General features: G+C 65.5%; 14 protein-coding genes. 5 read left to right on the top strand and 9 right to left on the bottom strand.

The genetic code is table 11. From position 1 onward, the window contains the following. The first annotated feature begins 87 nt into the window (after positions 1–87). Positions 88–4,053 carry an ATP-dependent RNA helicase HrpA gene (gene hrpA, locus QF047_RS06855; protein ID WP_307275076.1) on the top strand — a complete coding sequence of 1,322 codons (3,966 nt, stop codon included), beginning with the start codon at positions 88–90 and terminating at the stop codon, positions 4,051–4,053. A 9-nt stretch (positions 4,054–4,062) separates the two neighbouring features. Here hrpA and QF047_RS06850 read toward each other — a convergent pair whose 3' ends face one another. Genes QF047_RS06850 through QF047_RS06840 form a run of 3 tightly spaced genes read right to left on the bottom strand, consistent with a single transcriptional unit; the run spans position 4,063 to position 6,599 of the window. Further along, positions 4,063–4,488, bottom strand: a complete 426-nt coding sequence (locus tag QF047_RS06850; protein ID WP_306634341.1) for an HIT family protein — start codon at positions 4,486–4,488, stop codon at positions 4,063–4,065. Next, on the bottom strand, positions 4,485–5,675 hold the full coding sequence (locus QF047_RS06845; RefSeq protein ID WP_307275072.1) for an NAD(P)-dependent alcohol dehydrogenase: 1,191 nt from the start codon (positions 5,673–5,675) through the stop codon (positions 4,485–4,487). Before QF047_RS06845 ends, QF047_RS06850 begins: the two co-directional genes overlap by 4 nt. Before the next feature lie 9 nt (positions 5,676–5,684). Then, positions 5,685–6,599: a sulfurtransferase gene (locus tag QF047_RS06840; protein ID WP_307275069.1), complete on the bottom strand. Its 915-nt coding sequence runs from the start codon at positions 6,597–6,599 to the stop codon at positions 5,685–5,687. 73 nt (positions 6,600–6,672) lie between these two features. On the opposite strand from QF047_RS06840, the gene QF047_RS06835 reads away from it, so the two are divergent. After that, positions 6,673–7,764, top strand: a complete 1,092-nt coding sequence (locus tag QF047_RS06835) for a PLP-dependent cysteine synthase family protein (protein WP_307275067.1) — start codon at positions 6,673–6,675, stop codon at positions 7,762–7,764. On the opposite strand, the gene QF047_RS06830 is transcribed toward QF047_RS06835, so the two are convergent. Beyond that, on the bottom strand, positions 7,761–8,417 hold the full coding sequence (locus QF047_RS06830; RefSeq protein WP_306634347.1) for an MBL fold metallo-hydrolase: 657 nt from the start codon (positions 8,415–8,417) through the stop codon (positions 7,761–7,763). The two genes, QF047_RS06835 and QF047_RS06830, sit on opposite strands and share 4 nt — an antisense overlap. A 94-nt stretch (positions 8,418–8,511) precedes the next feature. Here QF047_RS06830 and QF047_RS06825 point away from each other — a divergent pair, with 94 nt between their 5' ends. Next, entirely contained in the window at positions 8,512–9,018 is a 507-nt protein-coding gene (locus QF047_RS06825; protein ID WP_306639099.1) for a Fur family transcriptional regulator, read from the top strand. A 1-nt stretch (position 9,019) separates the two neighbouring features. On the opposite strand, the gene QF047_RS06820 is transcribed toward QF047_RS06825, so the two are convergent. The 5 genes from QF047_RS06820 to QF047_RS06800 form a co-directional block, all read right to left on the bottom strand. Continuing rightward, positions 9,020–9,895 (bottom strand): metal ABC transporter permease, encoded by an 876-nt coding sequence (locus QF047_RS06820; protein ID WP_306634349.1) that lies wholly within the window; start codon positions 9,893–9,895, stop codon positions 9,020–9,022. Further along, the gene (locus tag QF047_RS06815; RefSeq protein ID WP_306634351.1) at positions 9,895–10,710 is read right to left on the bottom strand and encodes a metal ABC transporter ATP-binding protein; all 816 of its coding nucleotides are present in this window, start codon (positions 10,708–10,710) and stop codon (positions 9,895–9,897) included. The genes QF047_RS06820 and QF047_RS06815 overlap by 1 nt, the downstream gene beginning before the upstream one ends. Beyond that, the gene (locus QF047_RS06810) at positions 10,707–11,696 is read right to left on the bottom strand and encodes a metal ABC transporter solute-binding protein, Zn/Mn family (protein ID WP_307275064.1); all 990 of its coding nucleotides are present in this window, start codon (positions 11,694–11,696) and stop codon (positions 10,707–10,709) included. The genes QF047_RS06815 and QF047_RS06810 overlap by 4 nt, the downstream gene beginning before the upstream one ends. 108 nt (positions 11,697–11,804) lie before the next feature. Further along, positions 11,805–12,875, bottom strand: a complete 1,071-nt coding sequence (locus tag QF047_RS06805; RefSeq protein ID WP_307275062.1) for a hemolysin family protein — start codon at positions 12,873–12,875, stop codon at positions 11,805–11,807. After that, the gene (locus tag QF047_RS06800; protein WP_306634355.1) at positions 12,872–14,239 is read right to left on the bottom strand and encodes a hemolysin family protein; all 1,368 of its coding nucleotides are present in this window, start codon (positions 14,237–14,239) and stop codon (positions 12,872–12,874) included. The genes QF047_RS06805 and QF047_RS06800 overlap by 4 nt, the downstream gene beginning before the upstream one ends. Positions 14,240–14,778: 539 nt before the next feature. On the opposite strand from QF047_RS06800, the gene QF047_RS06795 reads away from it, so the two are divergent. Together QF047_RS06795 and QF047_RS06790 are read left to right on the top strand one after the other, a co-directional pair. Further along, positions 14,779–18,591 carry a multifunctional oxoglutarate decarboxylase/oxoglutarate dehydrogenase thiamine pyrophosphate-binding subunit/dihydrolipoyllysine-residue succinyltransferase subunit gene (locus tag QF047_RS06795; RefSeq protein WP_306634356.1) on the top strand — a complete coding sequence of 1,271 codons (3,813 nt, stop codon included), beginning with the start codon at positions 14,779–14,781 and terminating at the stop codon, positions 18,589–18,591. A gap of 147 nt (positions 18,592–18,738) precedes the next feature. Beyond that, positions 18,739–19,338, top strand: a complete 600-nt coding sequence (locus tag QF047_RS06790; protein ID WP_307275059.1) for a GDSL-type esterase/lipase family protein — start codon at positions 18,739–18,741, stop codon at positions 19,336–19,338. Positions 19,339–19,411: the final 73 nt, after the last annotated feature.

The following is a 19,411-nucleotide window of genomic DNA, read 5'->3' as shown; positions in this document are numbered from 1 at the left end:
ACCGCCCCAACCAGCCCCTAGCGGGCAGAACAGCCGCATGCTGTCGAAACGGGAAGCCCGGGCTCCCGCAGTAGACTTGCAGCAGCCATGACACTTCACATCTCCTATCCTGCCGAGCTGCCGGTTTCCGAGCGCCGCGAAGACCTGATGGCAGCCATCGCAGCGAACCAGGTAACCATCATCGCCGGCGAGACCGGCTCCGGTAAGACCACCCAGATCCCCAAGATGTGCCTTGAACTGGGCCTGGGCGAAAACGGCCTCATCGGCCACACCCAGCCGCGCCGGCTGGCAGCCCGCACGGTTGCCGAGCGCATCGCCGAGGAACTCGGCGTCGATATCGGCCAGGAAGTCGGCTTTCAGGTCCGCTTCACCGGCGAAGTCAGCCGCGCCACCAAGGTGAAGCTGATGACCGACGGCATCCTGCTGGCGGAAATCCAGCGCGACAAGCTGCTGCGCAAGTACAACGCCATCATCATCGACGAGGCCCACGAGCGCAGCCTCAACATCGACTTCATCCTTGGGTACCTCAAGCGGATCCTCCCCCAGCGCCCGGACCTGAAGGTGATCATCACCTCCGCCACCATCGATCCTGAACGGTTCGCCAACCACTTCGGCACACCGGAAAAGCCCGCTCCCGTCATCGAGGTCTCCGGCCGGACGTACCCGGTGGAAATCCGCTACCGGCCGCTGTCCCAGCCGCCTGCCGGCACGGACGAAGAGAACGCCTCGGATGACGAACTCGAGGAGGACCGGGACCCGCTCGACGCCGTCTGCGACGCCGTCGACGAACTCGCGGCAGAAGCTCCCGGCGACATCCTGGTGTTCTTTTCCGGCGAGCGCGAGATCCGCGACGCCGCCGACGCACTGCAGGCACGCATCCAGTCCAACCGGCGGCTCGCCGGGACCGAAGTGCTACCCCTGTTCGCGCGCCTGAGCCTGCAGGAACAGCACAAGGTGTTCCATCCCGGCAACAAACGGCGCATCGTGCTCGCCACGAACGTGGCCGAGACGTCGCTGACCGTGCCGGGAATCAAGTACGTGATCGACACTGGCACGGCGCGCATCTCCCGCTACTCGCACCGCACCAAGGTCCAGCGGCTGCCCATTGAGCGCGTTTCGCAGGCATCCGCGAACCAGCGGTCCGGGCGGTGCGGCCGCGTCTCCGACGGCATCGCCATCCGGCTGTACTCGGAGGAAGACTTCGAGTCGCGGCCCCAGTTCACCGATCCGGAAATCCTGCGCACCAACCTGGCCGCGGTCATCCTGCAGATGACGGCAATGGGCGTGGCTCGCGGCCCCAAGGACGTGGAGAACTTCCCCTTCGTCGAGCCGCCGGAAACACGGGCAATCAACGACGGCGTCACGCTGCTCCGCGAGCTCGGCGCCTTGGCTCCGGCCACGCCGCAGAACGGCACGGGCGGCGCGAAAAGCGGGGGCGGCCTCACCGCCGTCGGGCAAAAGCTCGCCCAGCTGCCCGTGGATCCCCGGCTTGGCCGCATGATCGTGGAAGCGGGCAAACGCGGCTGCGTCCGTGAAGTGATGGTCCTGGCGGCGGCCCTCACCATCCAGGACCCCCGCGAGCGCCCCACGGACAAACAGCAGCTCGCGGCGGAAAAACATAACCGGTTCAAGGACGAGAACTCGGATTTCACCGGCTTCCTGAACCTCTGGAACTACCTGCAGGAGAAGCAGCAGGAGTTGTCCTCCTCCGCGTTCAGGAGGCTGTGCCGGGCAGAGTTCATCAACTACCTGCGCGTACGGGAATGGCAGGACCTGTTCGCACAACTGCGCCAGCTCGCCCGTCCGCTGGGCATCAGCCTGGACAACAAGCGGCTTGCCGATCCCGTGGGCAATCACGACGGCGTGCACATCAGCCTCCTCTCCGGATTGCTGAGCCACATCGGCATCCTGGACGAGCGCAAGCGCGAGTATGCCGGGGCCCGGGGCACGCGTTTCGCGATCTTCCCCGGCTCCGCACTGTTCAAAAAGTCACCCACGTTCGTCATGGCCGCCGAACTGGTGGAAACCAGCCGGCTGTGGGCCCGGGTGGCCGCTAAATTCGACCCGCTCTGGGCGGAGCAGGTGGCTCCGGACCTCGTGAAGCGCAGCTACAGTGAACCGCACTGGTCCACCCGCCAGGGCGCAGTGATGGCGTACGAGAAAGTCACCCTTTACGGCGTTCCCATCATCGCCCAGCGGAGGATCAACTATGGCAGGGTGGATCCTGTCGTCGCGAGGGAACTGTTCATCCGGCATGCCCTGGTGGAAGGTGACTGGAAAACCCACCACAAATTCTTCCACCGCAACCGCGCCCTCCTGCAGGAGGTGGAGGAACTTGAAGCCAGGATGCGCCGCCGGGACCTCCTGGTGGACGACGAAACGCTCTTCGAGTTCTACGACTCGAGGATCGGCCCCGAGGTAGTGTCCGAGCGGCACTTTGACAAGTGGTGGAAGGATGCCCGGCAGGAAAACCCGGATCTCCTGGACTACGACAAAACTCTCCTCCTCAGCGATGACGCGGACAACCTCGATGTTTCCGCCTACCCGAAGACCTGGCTGCACAAGGGCTTTGAGCTTCCGTTGACCTATGAGTTCCATCCGGTGGCCCCCGGCTCACCGCCCAACCCGAACGACGGCGTCACGGCCGAAGTGCCCGTCCTGTTCCTGAACCAGCTGGACGACAAAGCCTTCCGCTGGCTCATTCCCGGGCAGCGTGTGGAACTGGTGACGGCCCTGATCAAGTCCCTGCCAAAGCAGCTCCGCAAGAACTTCGTGCCGGCCCCGGATGTGGCGCGGCAGGCGGTGGCGGTGCTGGAGTCCGATTTCGACCCGGCCTCCGATGAACTGGAACCATCCCTCGAACTTGCGCTCCGCCGGATCCGCGGACACGTGATCCCGCCCGGTTCGTGGAACTGGGATGCTGTGCCCCCGCACCTCAGAGTGACTTTCAAGGTAGTGGACAGCAAGGGCAGGGTGCTCGGCGAAGGGAAAAACCTTGCCGCCCTCCAAGAGGAGCTCGCTCCTGCCACCCGCCGCGCCATTGCCGAGTCACTGGGCGCCACGCCCGCCTCGACAGCCCCCCGCGGCAAGGCGGGGCGTGCTGCGGGGAATGCTGCCGACGGCGGGGCTTCGCCGGCGCAGGCCCCCGCCCAGGTGCCGGCAGGCTCAGCCCCTGCCGGCTTCCGGGAGCAGGAGGGCCTGACGGAGTGGAGCTTCGGGACCATCCAGTGCCAGGTCAGCAGCATGGTCAAAGGCCACACCGTCACCGGCTATCCGGCGCTGGTGGACCAGGGCAAGTCCGTGGCCCTCCGGGTTTTCCAGACTGCGGATGAGCAGCAGGACGCCATGCGCGGCGGCGTGATCAGGCTGCTGGCGTTACGGGTTCCGGCTCCTGACCGCTACGTGCTGGAGCACCTGAGCAATACGGAGAAGCTGACGTTCAGCCAGAACCCGCATGGTTCGGTGTCCGCCCTGATCGCCGACTGCGCCCTCGCAGCCATCGACAAACTCACGCCGGCGGAGCTCCCCTGGGACCGGAAGTCCTTCGACGCGCTCTATGAAGTAGTCCGGGCCGAGTTGATCGATACCGTGTTCAGCGTAACGGCGGTGGTGGAACGCATCCTCGCCAGCACCCGGCGGATCGAAAAGCAGCTCAAGGGCACCACCAGCCTGGCTCTCATCACTGCGCTCAATGACATCAAGAGCCAGCTGGAGCAGTTGGTGTACCCCGGCTTTGTGGCGCGCACCGGATACGCCCAGCTCAGCCAGCTCCCGAGATACCTTGCCGCCATTGAAAAGCGGCTGGAGCGCCTGCCGGGCAACGTCCAGCGCGACGCGTTGGGCATGGCGGTGGTGCAGCGGCTCGAGGATGACTACGACGACGCCGTGTCCGCACTGCTTCCGGGCCGGCGGGCCGGAGGCGAGCTGGCCCAGGTCCGGTGGATGATCGAGGAGCTCCGGGTGAGCCTTTTCGCCGTTGAACTGGGTACGGCCTATTCAGTGTCCGAAAAGCGGATCCGCGCCGTGCTCAACAAGGCGCTTGCCCCGGCCTAGGCAGCGCACCTAGGCCGGGACGAACTGGCCGTACCCGGCATCCCGGAGTCCCTGCCGCAGTTTTTCGGCGTTGGCGTCCAGCACCTCGGGATCGGGATTCTGGTCCGCGGTCGCGAAGTTGAACTCTGCCATGCTCCGCGAGGGCCACACGTGCACGTGGAGATGGTTGATCTCGTAGCCGGCCACGATCAGCCCGGCGCGCGCTGCCCCAAAGACATCCACCTGGACGGCCCCGATCCGCCGGGCCACCTCCATGACCCTCGCCAGCGTCTCCGGCGAAGCGTCCGTCCAGCGGTCCACTTCCTCGGTGGGGACCACCAGGGTGTGGCCGTCCGCCAGCGGACCCGTGGTGAGGAACGCGGACACGTCGTCTTCGCGCCACACAAACCGGCCGGGGATTTCGCCGTTCAGGATCCTGGTGAAAAGCGTGCTCATGCGTCTGCCTCCTCGGCGGGTGCCTGCAGGGTGCTGGTGTCCAGCACAAACCGGTATTTCACATCGCCTGCAACCATCCGGTCGTAGGCCTCGTTCAGCTGGTCAGCGCGGACCACTTCGATGTCCGCCGCTACCCCGTGCTCTGCGCAGAAGTCCAGCATTTCCTGCGTCTCCGCTATCCCGCCGATCAGCGAGCCGGCGTAGGCGATCCGGCGGCGGATCAGTGCCCGCGGGTTCACGGGCGGCATTGCCTCGGACGGCAGGCCCAGCTGGAAGAGCGCGCCGTCCACCCGCAGGGTGCGGAACAGCGGGTTCAGGTCGTGGGGTGCTGCCACGGTGTCGATGATCAGGTCGATGGTGCGGTTTGCCGCGTCCATCGCCGCTTCGTCCCGGGAGAGGACAACCTCGTCGGCGCCAAGTTCCAGGGCGGCCGGCACCTTGGACTCGGACGTGGTGAAAACCACCACTTTCGCTCCCATGGCCTTGGCCAGCTTGACGGCCATGTGCCCAAGCCCGCCGAGCCCCACCACACCCACAACGTCGCCTTCTTCGACGTCGAAGTGCCGCAGCGGCGAGTAGGTGGTGACGCCGGCGCACAGCAGCGGGGCAACGGCGGCCGGGTCCAGGGAGTCCGGCACACGCAGGACATAGCGGCGGTCCACCACAACTGTGGAGGAATAGCCGCCCTGCGTGATCGAACCGCCGTTCCGGCGGTCAACGGTGCCGTATGTGCCGGTCATCCCGTTCTCGCAGTACTGTTCCAGGCCGTCCAGGCAGCTTTCACATTCGCGGCAGGAGTCCACAATGCAGCCCACCCCCACCCGGTCCCCCGGGGCGAAGCCGGTGACGGCTGACCCCACGCGGCTTACGGTCCCGACGATCTCGTGGCCGGGTACCAGCGGATAGGCCTGGCCGCCCCACTCGCCACGCACCGCATGGACATCCGAGTGGCACAGCCCGCAAAACTCAATGGCAATTTCGACGTCGTCAGGCTGGGGTGTCCGGCGCGCAAGGGTGAGCGGAACCAGGCCGCTGTCGGGGGATGTGGCGCCGTACGCGGCGGCCAGGACGCCGCCGTCGGAAACGTTGGATCCGGCAGCAACGGAGCCGGGGGCGACGGTTGGCGCCGCCGGTTCGGGGGCAGCAGGTTTGGCAAGGGGCGGCGGCACGGGACGTCCAGGAGTCATAGTGCGACGCTACCCTTGCGCCCCGTGATGTTTCCACTCAACGGGCCCATCGCCGCCGCGGGACCCGGGCCCGGTAGCCACCGGCAGCAGGGGGTTGCTGGACCACTCCGAGAAGGACCCGGGATACAGCGCGGCGCGGAATCCCGCCAGTTCAAGGGCCGCAACCTCGTGCGCGGCCGTGACGCCGGATCCGCAATAGACACCCACCTCGACGTCGTCGGTAATGCCCAGCGCTTCAAAGCGGCGCCGCAGCTCGCCGGGAGGCAGGAAGCGGCCATCTGTGCCCACGTTCTGTGCAGTGGGCGCGCTGACGGCGCCCGGGATGTGGCCTGCCCGCGGATCAACGGGCTCCACCTCGCCCCGGTACCTCTCCCCGGCCCGGGCATCAAGGAGGACCCTATCAGGTTGGGGACCCGCCGGAACGGGTCCATGTTCCACCCAGGCGGTCACGGCGGCCGCATCCAGGACCGGCATCTGCCCGTCCCCCAGCGTCACGTCGCCGGGACGGGGTAGAACCTCCCCTTGTTCGAGCGGCAGGCCTGCCTCGCGCCAAGCAGCCAGGCCGCCGTCGAGCAGGTAAACCCCGGTGAGGCCGGCGTTCCTCAGCATCCACCACACCCGTGCCGCAGCCATATTGGCGCTGTCGTCATACGCCACCACAACATCGCCCTCGCTGATACCCCAGCGCCGGGCCGCGTCCTGGAGTTTCAGCGGCGAGGGCAGCGGGTGCCTGCCGCGCTCCGGCACCGCCCGATCCGCAAGTTCGGTGGCAAGGTCAACAAACACCGCGCCCGGCAGGTGCCCCTGCAGGTAGTGCTCGTGGCCGTGCGGATCGCCCAGTGCCCAGCGCACGTCCAGCAGCACCGTCCGCAGGCCGCCGGCACGGCGCTCTTCCAACGCGGCAACGTCCAGCAGTGGCTCCATGGTGCTCCATTCGTCAGGCGGCCAGCCCTCCCACTCTAACGGCAGCCCCGGGAGGCGCGGGTAGGCTGGTGCGGTGAAGATCGAGCGCAGCGCGGGCCGGGCCTGGGCGGACGAAGCCATCCGGAAAATCACGGCAGAAAACAACCGCTCCGCCGACACCCACCTCTACTCGGTACCCCTGCCGGAGCACTGGGGCGTCCAGCTCTACCTGAAGGATGAATCGACCCACCGCACCGGCAGCCTCAAGCACCGGCTGGCGCGCTCGCTCTTCCTGTTCGGGCTGGTCAACGGCTGGATCAGGGAGGACACCACCGTCGTTGAGGCGTCCAGCGGCAGCACGGCCGTGTCTGAGGCGTATTTTGCCCAGCTCCTGGGGCTGCCGTTCATCGCGGTCATGGCCCGCACCACCAGCCAGGAGAAGATTGACCTGATTGAGCAGTTCGGCGGCTCCTGCCTCCTGGTGGACCATGCCTCCGAGGTCTACGCGACGGCGGAAGAGGTCGCCGCCACCAGCGGCGGGCACTACATGGACCAGTTCACCTATGCCGAACGAGCCACGGACTGGCGCGGCAACAACAACATCGCCGAGTCCATCTTCGGCCAACTCGAACTGGAGGAGCATCCCGTACCGGATTGGATCGTGGTGGGCGCGGGAACGGGCGGCACCAGCGCCACGATCGGCAGGTACCTCCGTTACCACAGCCACCGCACCCGGTTGCTGGTGGTCGATCCGGAGAACTCGGCCTTCTTCCCCAGCTGGCAGGGCAGCACCTCCGGCCCTGCCACCGGCCTGCCCTCAAGGATCGAGGGCATCGGCAGGCCCCGTATGGAGCCCAGCTTTGTGCCCTCCGTCATCGACCATATGGTCCAGGTTCCGGACGCCGCATCGGTCGCTGCCATGCGGCACCTCCGCACGCTTGCCGGCCTCCACGCCGGCCCCTCGACGGGAACCAACCTTTGGGGAGTGTGGCGGCTGATCGCCGGGATGATCGCCGAGGGCCGCAGGGGCAGCATCGTCTCGCTCATGTGCGACGGCGGGGAGCGCTACGCAGGCAACTACAACAGCCCCGTGTGGCTGGCATCCCAGGGCCTGGACCCGGCACCTTATGAAGCGGTGATCCGGCGCTTCTTTGAGACTGGTTCCTGGGGCGGGGAGCCGGTTTAGACCTCCAGTGACTCCCCCGCGGCCAGATGCCGGTACTCAGTGCCGTAGTTTGCCCCGAGCCGCTTGACATGGGCTTCCACGATTTTCAGCCCGTTGTCATTGAGCAGTCCGTCGTGGATCTGGAATGCCCGGGGTGCCCGGACGCCGATCACGAAATCCACCACCTCTTGGGCCTTGCTCCAGGGAGCATGAAGGGGAACCAGCAGCGTCTGCACGTTGACGCCGTGCGGAATCACGAAGGAATCACCGGGGTGGTAGACGTTCCCGTCCAGGAGATAGCCGATGTTGGCCACCACCGGGATCTGCGGATGGATCAGGGCGTGCTGGCCGCCGAAGCTGCGGACATCAAAGCCTGCCGCCTCGAAGGATGAGCCGGGGTCCACCGTGTTGATTTGGGATGCGGCGTCCGGGGCTTCCTTGCGCAGGTTGTCCGCGACGCCGGACGGGGCGAAGACCGCCAGGTTCCCGTCTTCCTTCAAAGCATTCACGACTGCCGGCACGTCGATGTGGTCGCCGTGTTCGTGGGTGACCAGCACGGCGTCGGCGCCGGACAGGGCTTCTGCGGTTTCAGAGAATGTTCCAGGATCCAGCACCAGGACGCGGTTGTCCTTCTCGAGGCGGACGCAGGCGTGGGTGTATTTCGTCAGCTTCATAGCGCCAGCCTAGGGTCCGTCCCGGGCCGTGTCCACGAAGCTCCGGCTGGTAATCTGGATCTTTGCCACCATCCTTAGGGAAGCGAGTCCATCCATGCCGTTCGGCACCAAGGCTGAGTCCACCAAGCCTGCTTCGGCTCCCGCTTCCGGCGCCGCGGGGACTGCCGCGGGCGCAGCAGGCGCAGGTGCCGTGAAGGAGCAGCGGGTCACGAAACAGCGGCTTGCAGTCAGTGCGGCGCTGGACGAACTGGACGACTTCGTCAGCACGCAGGAGCTCTACCGCATCCTGCAGAACCAGGGCGTCTCGGTTTCCCTCGCCACCGCCTACCGGATCCTCCAGTCCCTTGCCGACGAAGGACTGGTTGACGTGCTGCGCAACGGCGACGGCGAGGCGGTGTACCGCCGGTGCGCCGTCACGGGCCACCATCACCACCTGCTGTGCCGCAACTGTGGCAAAGCAGTGGAAGTGGAAGCCCCGGCCGTTGAAACGTGGGCAGCCCGGACCGCGGCCGAACACGGTTACACCGAGGTGGCGCACACGGTGGAGATCTTCGGGCTCTGTCCGGAGTGCACGGCACGCAAGGCTGCCGGGACGCTCTAAGTCAGCGGGCCTGCAGCACCCGTCCGTTGATCCCGCGGGAAGCACGGGCGGAGCCGATGATCCGGCACACCACATAGATCAGGAACGACAACGTGGTGACGTACGGACTGATGGGGATGCGGCCGCCGAGGGCCAGCAGGATTCCGCCCACGGTCGCCGTAATGGCAAAGGCCACGCTGAGCATCACCACAGCCACGGGCGACGACGTCACCCGAAGCGCAGCCGCAGCCGGTGTGATGAGCAGCGCGAGCACCAGGAGTGCGCCTACCACCTGGATGGACAGGGCCACGCTGACACCCAGCAGGACCATAAAGACCACGCCCAGCGTCCGGACGGGAACGCCGCGCGCCTCGGCCAGTTCGGGATCCACGCTGGCGAAGTTCAGCGGCCGCCAGATGGCCGCCAGGACCACCATCACCACAACAGCCGCTCCGGCCAGCACCTGAAGCTGGACGGTATCGACTGAAACGATCTGCCCGGTCAGCAGGCCAAATTTATTGGCGGCACGGCCCTGATACAAGGACAGGAACAGGATTCCGAGGCCCAGCCCGAAGGGCATGATGACCCCGATGATCGAGTTCTTGTCCCTGGCCCTGACTCCCATCAGGGCCAGCAGGAGCGCAGCAGCCACCGAGCCGATCAGTGAACCGAAAACGATGTCTGCGCCAACCAGCAGGGCGAAGGCGGCACCGGCGAAGGACAGTTCCGAGATGCCGTGGACCGCGAACGCGAGGTCACGCTTCATGACGAACGTCCCCACCAGGCCGCCGAGCAGGCCCAGGACGGCACCTGCCCAGATGGAGTTCTGGACCAGGACCAGCAGCTCGCCGTAGTTCTCGAAACTGAAGATCGCACCAATAATGCTGTCGGCGTCCATCAGGCCACCTCTTCGGCAAGGGCGTGGGCCTCAGAGTGATGGTGGGTGGTGGCGTCCGGCAGGCCCACCACCACGATGCGTCCGTTGGCGTGGATGACCTCAACGTGGCTGCCGTACAGGTCGGAGAGGACCTCAGTGGTCATGACTTCCTGCGGGGTTCCCACCCTGAAACGCCCGCCCGCCAGGTACAGCACCCGGTCCACGTAGTCGATGATGGGGTTGATCTCGTGGGTGACAAAAACCACCGCGCTGTTTTGCTCATGGCATTGCTTGTTGATCAGCGCGCTGACGGCCTGCTGGTGGTGCAGGTCCAGGGAAAGCAGTGGCTCATCGCAGAGCAGGACTTTTGGATCCGTTGCCAGCGCCTGGGCTACCCGGAGACGCTGCTGCTCGCCGCCGGAGAGCTGGCCTACCGGAACCTTGGCGTAGTCAGCCGCCCCCACCAGCTCAAGGAGCTCATCAATCCTGCGGTTGGCCTTGGCCGACGACAGGCGGAGTCCCCACCGGTGGCCGTCCACCCCCAGGCCCACCAGGTCCCGGGCGCGCATGGGCGTGTCACGGGCGAACGACTTCTGCTGTGGGATGTAGCCGATCAGGCTGCTGCCGCGCTCAACCGGGTGTCCGCCGAGCGTGGCCTTGCCCCGGTGCAGGTCCTGAAGGCCCAACAGGACTTTGAGGAAACTTGTTTTGCCGCTTCCGTTGGGTCCAAGCACCGCGAAGAACTCGCCCGGCCTGATCTCCAGGTCCAGATCCTCCCACAGCGTCCGCTGACCGAATGCGAGGGACGCCCCGGCGAGGCTGACCACAGGTTTCACCTATTTGTCTCCAGAACTTTGCTGACATTGTTCACATTGTCCGTCATCCACTGCAGGTAGGTCTCGCCCTCAGGCAACGTTTCACTGAAATCGACCACAGGGACACCTGCCGTCTCGGCCGCCTTCCGCAGCGCTTCGGTCTGCGGACCTTCCGTCTGCCCGTTGTAGGCAAGGAACCGGACGGACTTTGAGGAAATCAGGTCGGTGGCGGCCTTGAGTACGGCGGGCGGAACGTCCGAGCCTTCCTCAACCGCAGCAGTGTAGTCCTCAGGGGTACTGTTCTCCAGCCCCGCATCGGCCAGCAGGTAGAGCGGCACCGGCTCAGTGACGGCCACCTTTCCCCCGGCCGCGGCAGTCTTCAGTGCACCCAGCTTCCCTGCCAGTTCGTCAAGTTCAGACTTGAAGGCACCGGCATTGGCTGTGAAGGTGGCGGCTGAGCCAGGCTCCAGTCCGCCCAGCCTGTCGGCAAGGTCATCGGCCAATTTGCCCATGGCGGCCAGGCTGTACCAGACGTGCTCGTTGAACTCACCGTGATCGTGGGCGTGGTCATCCGCCGCCGCCGACCCTGCGGGCGCCGCTTCGCCCGTGGCCTCGTCCTCCGGGTGTGCCAGCCCGGAAAGTTCGACGGCGTTCAGCACGTTGCGTGCCTCAATGCTGCTGTCTTCCACCAGGGTGTGGAGAAAGTCGTCGTAGCCCCCTCCGTTTTCCACCACGAGGTCCGCCTTGGAGACGGCCAGCCGGTCCTGGGCCGTGGCCTCGTACGAGTGCGGGTCCTGGCTGGTCTTGTTGATGATGGCAGTGACGCTGACTTTGTCGCCGCCCACCATCTTTGCAATGTCGCCGTAGACGTTGGTGGAAGCCACCACGTTGATCCCCTCAGTTGGATTCCCGGCAGGGCCCTCGGGCTGCGGGCTGCATGCGCTAAGCAGCAGGCCAAGGACGGCAAGGACGGCCAGGGACGTTCGGGCGGCGGCGGGACGGCGCACGGAAACCTCGGTTCAGGGGTGTGGGAGCGGAAGGAACTACTCCAGCGTATACCTAAATAGGAATGATTCCTATTTAGGTATACGCGCCCAGCCGGGAGCTTAGGCCTGCTAAGCGCCGTTGGGCTGGCCCAGCCGCCGGACACCCCTGGCCTGGGTGGCGTCCCGGATTTCGCCCACCAGCTGCTCAATCACATCTTCCAGGAACAGGACACCCTTGGTGTTCCCGTCGGGCCCGATCACGCGCGCCAGGTGCGAACCTGTCCGCTGCATCACCGACATTGCCTTTTCAATCTCGTCGTCCAGGGCGAGGTTGGCCAGTGACCTGATCCGGCTCTCAGCGATGGGCCGCTCGTAGGCCCCCTCATGAATGGACAGCACGTCCTTCACATGAAGGTAGCCGTACAGCATGTCGTCATCGTCGAGCATGGGGAAGCGGGAGAATCCGGTGCGGCTCACGGCCTTCTCGAACTCCACCGGCGTGGTGGCTGCCTTCAGCATGACCAGTTTCTCGAGCGGAACCATGATGTCCGCCGCATTGTACTCGGAAAATTCCAGCGCACCGGTGATCAGCCCCGCCTCGTCATCCACCAGGCCGTGCCTGGTGGACTCCTGCACAATGGACTGCACTTCCTCAAGAGTGAAGGTGGAGTTCACCTCATCCTTGGGCTCGATGCGGAGCAGCTTGAGGATGTGGTTCGCCGACCAGTTGAGAACCGAGATCACGGGGTTCACCAGCCGGGCCACGAACATCAGCGGCGGGGCGAGGAAGAGCGCCGCCTTGTCCGCCACGGACACCGAGATGTTCTTCGGCACCATTTCACCGAAGGTCACGTGCAGGAACGTCACCAGCATCAGCGCCACGGCGAACGCCGCCACGTCAGCGATCTCCATGGGCAGGCCCAGTGTCTCCAGCGGCACAGCCAGCAGGTGATGGATGGCGGGCTCCGCCACCAGCAGGATCAACAGCGAACAAACCGTAATGCCCAGCTGGGCACAAGCCAGCATGAGTGAAACATTCTCCATGGCGCGCAAGGTGGTCTGTGCCCGTTTGGAACCGGCCTCGGCCAGCGGCTCGATCTGGCTGCGGCGGGCCGACATCACGGCGAACTCGGCGGCGACAAAAAACGCGTTGCCGAACAGGAGGACCACCAGCCACAGTATTCCGGCCCAGTCGCTCATCGTTCGGTCCTGTCGTTGTTCGTCCTGCCGTTTTTCGTCCCGCCGGCATCGTCCCCGGTTTCGGGGCCGGATGTAGCCGGGCGGAAGCAGATCCGGTCGATCCGCCGGCCGTCCATCCTGGTGACGCTCAGCGTTCCGCCTTCCACAGGCACCGTGTCCCCTACCGCCGCAATCCGGCCGAGCTTGCTCATGACATAGCCGCCGACGGTTTCGTAGGCTGCCTCATCAGGGACAGTAAGGCCGGGAATCTGCTCGGAGAGTTCATCCGGGCGGAGCAGGCCGGGGAAGTACCAGTCGCCGGAAGCACTTTGCAGCAGGCCGGGGCGGACCTTGTCATGCTCGTCCGCCACCTCCCCCACGATTTCCTCCACGAGGTCCTCGAGGGTTGCGATCCCGGCAGTTCCGCCATATTCGTCCAGCACAACTGCCAGCTGCAGGTTGCCTTCGCGCAGCTCCGCCAGCAGGGCATCCAGGTGGATGGTTTCCGGGACACGGAGGACTTCGGTCATGATGGCGCCGGCTTCGAGGTTTTGCCGGCGGTCCCAGGGGACAGCCACTGCTTTCTTGACGTGGACGAGGCCCCTGATATCGTCTGCGGATTCGCCAATGATCGGGAACCGGGAGTACCCCGTGCGGCGTGCCGCAGCAAGGATGTCGGACACCGGCTGGTCCGCCTCGATCGTTTCCACGCGGATGCGGGGCGTCATAACGTCTGCCGCGGTACGGCTGGAGAAATTCAGCGTGCGGGATACGAAGTTTGCGGTACCGGCGTCAAGGGTGCCCATCGCCGCGGAGCGCCGCACCAGGGATGCGAGCTCAGCAGGGGTCCGGGCGCCGGAAATTTCTTCCTTGGCTTCCAGCCCAAAAACATGAAGGACCTTGTTGGAGAAGCCGTTCAGGACCACGATGGCGGGCTTGAACACGGCAGTGAAGACCAGCTGCGGCCGGGCCAGCGCGCGGCCCATGCGGAAGGACAGCGCAATAGCCATGTTCTTGGGCACCAGTTCGCCCAGGAGCATGGAGAGCAGGGTGGCCAGCACCATGGCCAGGACCAGGGAGACGGAGGCCACCGCAACGTCAGGAAGTCCGACGGCGGCCAGCGGGGCTGCCAGGAGCCGGCCCACCGATGGCTCCATCACGTAGCCGGTCAGCAAGGTGGTCAGCGTGATGCCCAACTGGCAGCTGGACAGCTGCGTTGAGAGGGACTTCAGGCAGTGGAGCAAGGGGATGGCGCGCTCGTCGCCGTCGTCAATTGCCCTTTGTACGGTGGCCTGGTCAATTGCGATAAGGGAAAATTCGACGGCGACAAAAAAGCCCGTGCCGGCGATCAGCAGCAGTCCCGCTGCAAGGAGGAGCCATTCCATTCAGCATCCCGCCCGGACAGCGGTGGCAGTGGAGAAGGGCGGAACAGTTAAGGAGCGACGCCAGTAATATCGGTCCGGCGGAGGGTGGTCAGCCGAGGCCGACGCAGTTTCCTCTGCAGCTCCTGCCGGCAAGGCCGGCGAATGGTGATGGGCGCGTGTTCGGGGTTTGCCGGCTCTTCGGGTGGACTGTGCGGCGCTGCTTACGCCCCGCTGACAGCCCCCAGGCCGGCACCTAGATTTACTGTCCATAAGAATTTCAGTCTACAGGAGCAGATCCGCTCCGCCGCGCCCTGGCCAGGGGCCCCGGCACCGGCTGGTCCGCTCCCTGCAACCGGCAGATGGCAGCCGTACCGCGGCCGCCATATTCAGCCTGTTTCGCGTCTCATCATGATTTGGGTCACCCTTATTGGCAGTTACCACAAGATGCTCACTAGACTGGCAATGGTCTGGGTTCAGAGGACGCAGAGACCGGTTGAAACGTAGTGCTGAGGCACCGTGGGCCGGAGAGAAATCAAACTCATGGAAGAGGCGTATTTCAAGTGCCAGAGCAGCCTAGCCACCGTCTACCAGAGGAATTTGGCGGAAACGAGTGGCTCGTTGACGAACTGTACGAGCAGTACCAAAAGGACAAGAACGCTGTCGACGCCAAATGGTGGCCGCTGTTTGAGTCTTTCGGCTCGGGCAGCAGTTCTTCTTCCAACGGAAATTCGGCGCAAGCCACTGCCCACCCCGCAACCAGGGAAATGCCGGTTGTAAACGTTGCTCCTGCGGCACCGGCAGCGCAGCCGGCTGCAGCCCCGCCCGCTCCGCCGTCGGCCCCGCCTGCCTCTGCGGCACCTGCCGCGGCCCCGGCTCCCGTCAAGAAAGCCCCCGCCACCGTGGCGCGTGACGGCGCCAAGAAGACTGAAGCGGGCACGGGTTCGCAGCCCATCCCGGCGCAGCTGCCCAAGAACGTCAAGGCCCCCACGGCCCCGGAAGAGGACGTCGTGTCGGTCCTGCGCGGACCGGCCAAGGCCATTGCCACCAACATGGTCACCAGCCTGGAGGTGCCCACCGCCACCAGCGTCCGGGCCATCCCCGCCAAGCTGCTGATTGACAACCGGGTGGTCATCAACTCCAACCTCGCCCGCGCCCGCGGCGGCAAGGTCTCCTTCACGCACCTGATCGGCTACGCCGTCATCCGCGCGCTGTCCCAGTTCCCTTCCATGAACGTGTACTACGACGAAGTGGACGGCAAGCCCGTTGCAGTCCAGCCGGCGCACGTCAACTTCGGCATCGCCATCGACATGCCCAAGCCCGATGGAACCCGCCTGCTGATGGTGCCGAACATCAAGAAGGCAGAAACCCTCAACTTCTCCGAGTTCTGGCACACTTACGAGGACCTCATCAAGCGCGCCCGCAACGGCAAGCTGACTGCTGACGACCACCAGGGCACCACCGTGTCCCTGACCAACCCGGGCGGCATCGGCACCGTGCACTCGGTGCCCCGTCTTTCCAAGGGCCAGGCGGCCATCATCGGCGTCGGTGCCCTGGACTACCCTGCCGAATTCCAGGGTGCCAGCGAGAAGATCATCGCCCAGAACGCCATCAGCAAGGTCCTCACCCTGACCTCCACCTACGATCACCGCGTGATCCAGGGTGCCGGCAGCGGCGAGTTCCTGAAGCTGGTCCACCAGCTGCTGCTCGGCGCGCAGAACTTCTACGACGATATCTTCGAGTCCCTGCGCATTCCGTACGAGCCCGTTCGCTGGAGCGCGGACAAGCAGGTCGACCCTGCCGACGAGATCAACAAGGTGGCCCGGATCCAGCAGCTGATCCACTCCTACCGGGTCCGGGGCCACCTGATGGCGGACACCGATCCGCTCGAATACGTCCAGCGCAAGCACCCGGACCTTGACGTCCTGACGTACGGCCTGACTCTGTGGGACCTGGACCGCGAGTGGCCCACGGGCGGTTTCGGCGGTAAGCCGATGCTCAAATTCCGCGACATCCTGGGTGTCCTCCGCGACGCCTACTGCCGCACCACGGGCATCGAGTACATGCACATCCAGGACCCTGCCGAGCGCAAGTGGTTCCAGGACCAGCTCGAGCACCCGTACTCGAAGCCCAGCCGTGAAGAGCAGCTGCGCATCGTCTCCAAGCTGAACGCCGCCGAGGCCTTCGAGACCTTCCTGCAGACGAAGTTCGTGGGCCAGAAGCGCTTCTCCCTCGAAGGCGGCGAGTCCCTGATTCCGCTGCTGGACGCCATCCTGTCCGACGCCGCCGACGACGGCCTGGATGAAGTCGCCATCGGCATGGCCCACCGCGGCCGCCTGAACGTTCTGACCAACATCGCCGGCAAGACCTACGCACAGGTGTTCCGCGAGTTCGAGGGCACCCAGGATCCCCGCTCGGTCCAGGGTTCCGGCGACGTCAAGTACCACCTGGGCACCGAGGGCACGTTCACCTCGGACAACGGCAAGGAGACCAAGGTCTACCTGGCTGCCAACCCGTCCCACCTGGAAGCAGTGGACCCGGTGCTCGAGGGCATCGTCCGCGCCAAGCAGGACCGCCTGGACCAGGGCGAGTCCTTCCCGGTCCTTCCCATCGTGGTCCACGGCGACGCCGCTTTCGCCGGCCAGGGCGTGGTGGCCGAAACCCTGAACCTCTCCCAGCTGCGGGGCTACCGTACCGGCGGAACCATCCACGTGGTGGTCAACAACCAGGTGGGCTTCACCACGGCTCCTTCCTCGTCCCGCTCGTCCACGTACTCCACCGACGTTGCCAAGATGATCCAGGCACCGGTGTTCCACGTGAACGGCGACGACCCCGAGGCCGTGGTCCGCATCGGCCAGCTCGCCTACGAGTTCCGCCAGCGGTTCCACAAGGACGTTGTCATTGACATGGTCTGCTACCGCCGCCGCGGGCACAACGAGGGCGACGACCCCTCGATGACCCAGCCGCTGATGTACAACCTGATCGAAGCCAAGCGTTCGGTGCGCAAGCTCTACACCGAGTCGCTGATCGGCCGTGGGGACATCACCGAGGAAGAAGCCGAGCAGCTGCTCCGCGACTACCAGGAACGGCTGGAGCGCGTCTTCGCTGAGACCCACGCAGCCCAGACCTCCCCGATTCCGATCATCACTGCGGATTCCGCAGCAGTATCGGACATCGAGCGGCCCATCGCCCAGCAGTCCGATTCCAGCATCAACGCGCCCGTGTCCACGGCCATCTCCGCGGACACGCTGGCCCGGATCGGCAAGGCGCATGTGGAGGTTCCCGAGGGCTTCACCGTCCACGCCAAGCTCAAGCAACTGCTCGAGAAGCGTGAGCAGATGTCACGTGAAGGCGGCATCGACTGGGGCTTTGGCGAGATCGCAGCCTTTGGCTCCCTCATCATGGAAGGGGTTCCTGTCCGCCTGGCCGGCCAGGACTCGCGCCGAGGAACGTTCGTGCAGCGCCACGCCGTCTTCCATGACCGCGCCAACGGCAAGGAATGGCTGCCGCTGGGCAACCTCTCCGACGACCAGGCCAAGCTGTGGATCTACGATTCGCTGCTGTCCGAATACGCAGCCATGGGCTTCGAATACGGCTACTCCGTGGAACGCCCCGACGCCCTCGTCCTCTGGGAGGCCCAGTTCGGCGACTTCGTCAACGGCGCCCAGACCATCATCGACGAGTTCATCTCGTCGGCCGAGCAGAAGTGGGGCCAGCGCTCCTCGCTGGTGCTGATGCTTCCGCACGGCTACGAGGGCCAGGGCCCGGACCACTCGTCCGCAAGGATCGAGCGGTTCCTGCAGATGTGTGCCGAAGAAAACATGATCGTGGCCAACCCCACTACGGCGGCCTCGCACTTCCACCTGCTGCGCCGCCAGGCCTACAGCCGTCCGCGGAAGCCGCTGATCATCTTCACACCCAAGCAGCTGCTCCGCCTCAAGGGTGCTGCCTCCTCCGTGGAAGACTTCACCAACGGCACCTTCCGCCCTGTCATCGCCGATCATGAGCAGCTGGCCGCAGACGCCGTCGAGCGCGTCCTGCTGGTCTCCGGCCGCCTTTACTACGATCTCCTGTCCACGCGGCAGAAGACCGGCGACAAGACGACGGCAATCGTCCGGGTGGAGCAGCTTTACCCGCTGCCCCACGCGGAGATCGCTGCGGAACTGGCCAAGTACCCGAACGCCGAGGTTGTGTGGGCGCAGGATGAGCCCGCCAACCAGGGGCCGTGGCCGTTCATCGGCCTGAACCTTCCGGACGCGCTTGACCGGAAGGTCCGCCTCGTGTCGCGTCCGGCGTCGGCCTCCACGGCTGCCGGCTCCATGAAGCGCCACGCCGCAGAGCAGGATGCCCTGCTGAAGCAGGCATTTGCACGGTAATAACCAGTAAGGCTGCCCGGCCGGACGTCGAAATACCAGACTCCGGCCGGGCAGTTCTGTTTAATGGGATGGACAGCGCCCGCCCGGGCAGCCAGGACGAAGCCGCAGGTCGCGGCGGGCAGTCAGCACCGAAGTAAAGAGGAACGTGTGGAAGACAGGAAGCTGCGCATCGCAGCTGTAGGAGATGAACTGCTGGCCGGACTGGGTGACCCCCGCGCGCTCGGCTGGCTGGGCCGGGTACTGGCCCGCACTCCACAGGACGGAATGATCCTGGAAAGCTATCCACTCCCCTGCCCGCAGGAAGGAACGGAAGGCCTGGCCGCACGCTGGCTGGACGAAGCAGGCCGTCGGTTCAGCGACCAGTCCGAGAACCGCCTGGTGATCGGGCTCTCGGGCCGGGACATCGAGTTCGGGCTTTCCACTGCACGCAGCCGGCTGAACCTGGCCAACATCCTCGACTCCGCCTCACAGAACCGGCTGGAGGTGTTTGTTGTCGGACCGCCGCCCACCCTTGACCCGGCCCAGAACAGGCGGCTGGACGAGTTAAACACTGCTTTCGCGGACGTCACCACACGCCGCAAGCACCTCTACGTGGATACGTTCTCTCCGCTCCTGAACCACGAACAGTGGCGCCAGGACCTTGCCGCCAACGGAGGCACCCCGGGGCAGGCCGGCTATGGCCTGATGGCGTGGCTGGTGCTGCACCGCGGCTGGTTCCAGTGGCTGGGCATGGCAGTTCCGGAGTAAGGATCATTCGCGATATATCTTGAACTGCGACCGTGCCGGGAGTACGTTGGTCAGACACGATATATCGTCTCCG

It is taken from the genome of Arthrobacter sp. W4I7, from assembly GCF_030816215.1.
GTDB lineage: Bacteria > Actinomycetota > Actinomycetes > Actinomycetales > Micrococcaceae > Arthrobacter > Arthrobacter siccitolerans_A.
Note: the sequence above shows the minus strand (reverse complement) of the source record. Positions and strands in the feature narration are given on the sequence as shown.